Source organism: Klebsiella sp. CSG-1 (assembly GCF_056521145.1).
The window spans coordinates 1-4,310 of record NZ_JBWNLD010000027.1 but is presented as its reverse complement, the minus strand read 5'-3'; the positions used below and the strand labels follow the sequence as shown (position 1 = coordinate 4,310).

The following is a 4,310-nucleotide window of genomic DNA, read 5'->3' as shown; positions in this document are numbered from 1 at the left end:
CATGAAAAACAGAAGCATCCTGAATACCCGCCTGGCCGCAATCAAGCAAGCCTTCCCCTAGCAGATACGGTAAACTAGTGCAGATTTTGCATCAGGAAGCCACTATGAATCACTCCCTCAAACCCTGGAATACCTTTGGCATTGACCGTATGGCCAAAGCGATTGTACGTGCTGAAAATGAACAGCAGCTATTGTCCGCATGGCAACAGGCCACTGCAGAGGATCAGCCCGTTTTGATCCTTGGTGAAGGGAGCAATGTACTCTTCCTGAAGGATTATGCCGGTACGGTGATAATCAACCGCATTATGGGAATTGAGGTCACGGAAACGCCTGATGCCTGGCATCTACACGTTGGGGCCGGAGAAAACTGGCATCAACTGGTGCAGTTTACGCTGGATAATGGCATGCCGGGTCTGGAAAACCTTGCATTGATTCCTGGTTGTGCAGGCTCTTCCCCGATTCAGAATATTGGTGCATATGGCGTCGAGCTACAGCGCGTTTGCCAGTATGTTGATTGCATCGAGCTAGCAACTGGGCATAAGCAGCGGCTTTCTGCGAGTGAATGCCGTTTTGGCTATCGTGACAGTATTTTCAAACACGAATATCAGGATCGCTTTGCCATCGTTGCGGTAGGCCTCCGCCTGACAAAGCGCTGGGATCCGATATTAACCTACGGTGACCTGACCCGTCTTGACCGAAACACCGTCACTCCACGTCAGGTATTTGACGCCGTTTGTCATATGCGAATGACTAAGCTTCCTGACCCAAAAGTGAGTGGTAATGCCGGCAGTTTCTTTAAAAACCCGGTGATTGACGCCGGGAAAGGGCAGGAGCTACTGGCCATGTTCCCGAATGCTCCGCACTACCCGCAGGTAGATGGTCGTATAAAACTGGCCGCAGGCTGGCTAATCGATCAATGTCAGCTGAAAGGGAAAACCATCGGCGGGGCCGCGGTACACCGTCAGCAGGCTTTAGTATTAATCAATGATAATCAGGCAACCAGCGACGACGTGATTAAGCTGGCGCATTATGTCCGTCAGCAGGTAGGCGAGAAGTTCAATGTCTGGCTCCAGCCGGAAGTCCGCTTTATTGGCGCAACCGGTGAAGTGAATGCCGAGGAGGCTATTGCATGAGAGATAATACAATCCCCCTGACATTGATATCAATTTTAGCGGATGGCGAATTTCATTCCGGAGAGCAACTGGGCGATCGTCTGGGAATGAGTCGTGCGGCAATCAATAAGCATATTCAGACTCTCCGCGACTGGGGGGTTGATGTGTTCACCGTTCCGGGAAAAGGTTACAGCCTGCCAGAGCCGATCCAGCTATTAGATGAAAAGCGAATCGCTGCACAGATCGAACATGGACGGGTAACCGTACTTCCCGTTATTGACTCGACCAACCAGTATTTGCTGGATCGTCTTAATGAGTTGCAATCCGGCGATGCCTGCGTTGCAGAATATCAGCAGGCCGGCCGCGGTCGTCGAGGGCGCAAGTGGTTTTCTCCCTTTGGCGCAAACCTCTATCTCTCGATGTACTGGCGGCTGGAGCAAGGGCCTGCTGCCGCAGTGGGATTGAGTCTGGTCATCGGGATTGTTATTGCAGAAGTGCTCCAGAGCCTGGGGGCTGATAAGGTTCGCGTGAAGTGGCCAAATGACCTCTATCTTCAGGATCGTAAACTGTCAGGTATTTTGGTTGAGCTGACGGGAAAAACCGGCGATGCGGCACAGATAGTCAGCGGGGCGGGGATCAACCTGGCTATGCGTCATGTAGAGTCAGATGTCGTCAACCAGGGATGGATTAGCTTGCAGGAAGCTGGCGTATCTATCGATCGTAATACGTTGGCCGCGCGCCTGATTAAAGAGCTTCGCGCTGGCCTGCAGCTCTTTGAACAGGATGGCCTGGCACCTTATCTGGCGCGTTGGGAGAAATTAGATAACTTCCTCAACCGCCCGGTGAAGCTTATTATTGGCGATAAAGAAATATTTGGTATTTCTCGCGGTATCGATACTCAGGGCGCGTTATTGCTTGAGCAGGATGGTGTGATAAAACCCTGGGTTGGTGGTGAGATATCGTTACGAAGTGCAGAATAAACTGAATAAAAAGGGAGCCCTGGCTCCCTTTTTATTTTCTGTAATCGTTATTTACGTAACCGAACCTGATCAACCGAGTGATTGGCGCTTTTCGTCATGATCAAACTAGCTCGCTCACGAGTTGGTAATATATTTTCTTTTAAATTCAGCAGGTTGATCTCATTCCATAATGAGGTGGCAATGTTCACCGCTTCGTCTCTGGAAAGCTTTGCATAATTATGGAAATAAGAGTCCGGGTCGGTAAAGGCCCCTTCACGGAATTTTAAGAAACGGTTGATATACCATGTTTTTAGTAATTCTTCTGGCGCATCAACATATATCGAAAAATCAACGAAGTCAGATACAAATACGTGGTGCGGATCATGAGGATAATCCATCCCGCTTTGTAAAACATTTAATCCTTCCAGAATCAAAATGTCCGGCTGCGCTACGGTTTTATCTCCATCGGGGATCACATCATAAATCAGATGCGAATAAACCGGAGCGGTAGCATTAGGTATGCCGGATTTGAGGTCGGAGACGAACTTGACCAGACGATGCATATCATAGGATTGCGGGAAGCCTTTCTTCTTCATCAGCCCGCGTTCTTTCAATACGGCGTTAGGATGCAGGAAGCCATCGGTCGTTATCAATTCAACATGACGATGTTCCGGCCAGCGGCTGAGCAGCGCCTGTAATACGCGCGCGGTTGTACTTTTCCCTACCGCGACGCTGCCGGCAATACTGATGATATAGGGAATGCGTTGGCCGTTAGTGCCGAGGAATTGTTCCAGCACGGCCTGACGCCGCAGGTTAGAACTGATATAGAAATTAAGCAAACGCGACAGCGGCAAATAGATCTCGGCAACTTCTTCAAGAGAAAGATCTTCGTTGATGCCTTTTAACCGCGTGATTTCTTCCTCTGTCAGCGTCATCGGAACGGAATCACGAAGTGCAGCCCATTGGTTGCGGTTAAATTGTAGATACGGTGTCATTAACGTCTGCTCTTTTTTGCTCATAAGCATGTTCTTAGCATCGCCGAATCAAATGCAGCGAGGGATGCTTCACACAAGTTAATCAGGACAATGGGCAGGAGGGTAACACCAGATTGCGAGGAATAATAAGAAAAAAACTCATCGGATAGCGCTTTCTAATGCAGACATCACAAGAGCGGGGTTCGCAGGTAATTATTAATCAGGTGAATAGAGCGCTCAGGTTAGGTGAGCAATAAATGCCGCGGAAGGGAGTCGTCAGTGGTGCTCTCAGGTGAAGCTGGAATACCTGCTCTGCGGGCTAAAAGATCGATTATCGTATGCAGAGGTGCTCAGGAAATCGCCCGGAAGGTCAAAAATGCCGGTCTTTAACAAAATATCCCAGGTCAGCGTACGATTTACGCTTAGGTAAATGCCGTTTTTTTGTGCTCCGTTGTTTGAAATTGCAACGATTTTCCTTGTTTGAGCACAAAATATGAGCAATGGAACATTTTATGCAATTTTTTAGTTGCATGAACTCGCAGGTCTCCCTAAAATGCGCGCTACTTGATGCCGACTTAGCTCAGTAGGTAGAGCAACTGACTTGTAATCAGTAGGTCACCAGTTCGATTCCGGTAGTCGGCACCATCAAGTGCCTGGTGGGGTTCCCGAGCGGCCAAAGGGAGCAGACTGTAAATCTGCCGTCATCGACTTCGAAGGTTCGAATCCTTCCCCCACCACCATCTTTCGGCAACGCTTTGCGAAGCCAGAGTTGCTTGGTTAAACTAATCAACTCAAACAGAAAAAGAGATAAGTCTCTTTTTTTTGTTATAGAAAGAACTGGGTAGCCGAGTTTCAGGATGCGGGCATCGTATAATGGCTATTACCTCAGCCTTCCAAGCTGATGATGCGGGTTCGATTCCCGCTGCCCGCTCCAGACGTGCTGATATGGCTCAGTTGGTAGAGCGCACCCTTGGTAAGGGTGAGGTCCCCAGTTCGACTCTGGGTATCAGCACCACTTCTTTATCTCTCCTTCCCTGTTTCTCTCTGTTTATTGCATTCAACAAGTCGGGCATGTTGCCCGGTTGATGTGGTGATATCACCGATTTATCCGTGTCTTAGAGGGACAATCGATGTCTAAAGAAAAGTTTGAACGTACAAAACCGCACGTTAACGTCGGTACTATCGGCCACGTTGACCATGGTAAAACAACGCTGACTGCTGCAATCACTACCGTTCTGGCTAAAACCTACGGTGGTTCTGCTCGC

4 protein-coding genes and 4 tRNA genes are annotated in these 4,310 nt (G+C 49.0%); 7 read left to right on the top strand and 1 reads right to left on the bottom strand.

Annotated features, from left to right (window positions below; translation table 11 throughout):
* Positions 1-104: 104 nt before the first annotated feature.
* The gene (gene murB, locus AC007G_RS28205; protein WP_049266758.1) at positions 105-1,133 is read left to right on the top strand and encodes a UDP-N-acetylmuramate dehydrogenase; all 1,029 of its coding nucleotides are present in this window, start codon (positions 105-107) and stop codon (positions 1,131-1,133) included.
* Complete coding sequence (gene birA, locus AC007G_RS28200) at positions 1,130-2,092, top strand: bifunctional biotin--[acetyl-CoA-carboxylase] ligase/biotin operon repressor BirA (RefSeq protein WP_032690006.1); 963 nt, start codon at positions 1,130-1,132, stop codon at positions 2,090-2,092. Before murB ends, birA begins: the two co-directional genes overlap by 4 nt.
* A 47-nt stretch (positions 2,093-2,139) precedes the next feature.
* Here the strand turns inward: birA and coaA are convergent, their stop codons facing one another.
* Positions 2,140-3,090 carry a type I pantothenate kinase gene (gene coaA / locus AC007G_RS28195; RefSeq protein WP_094898638.1) on the bottom strand — a complete coding sequence of 317 codons (951 nt, stop codon included), beginning with the start codon at positions 3,088-3,090 and terminating at the stop codon, positions 2,140-2,142.
* Between the two features lie 524 nt (positions 3,091-3,614).
* On the opposite strand from coaA, the gene AC007G_RS28190 reads away from it, so the two are divergent.
* The 5 genes from AC007G_RS28190 to AC007G_RS28170 form a co-directional block, all read left to right on the top strand.
* Positions 3,615-3,690, top strand: a tRNA-Thr gene (locus AC007G_RS28190).
* A 10-nt stretch (positions 3,691-3,700) separates the two neighbouring features.
* A tRNA-Tyr gene (locus AC007G_RS28185) sits at positions 3,701-3,785 on the top strand.
* Between the two features lie 119 nt (positions 3,786-3,904).
* Positions 3,905-3,979, top strand: a tRNA-Gly gene (locus AC007G_RS28180).
* Positions 3,980-3,984: 5 nt separating this feature from the next.
* Positions 3,985-4,060 (top strand) — tRNA-Thr (locus tag AC007G_RS28175).
* Positions 4,061-4,175: 115 nt separating this feature from the next.
* On the top strand, positions 4,176-4,310 hold a 135-nt coding region (locus AC007G_RS28170; RefSeq protein ID WP_009484166.1), incomplete at its 3' end, for a GTP-binding protein.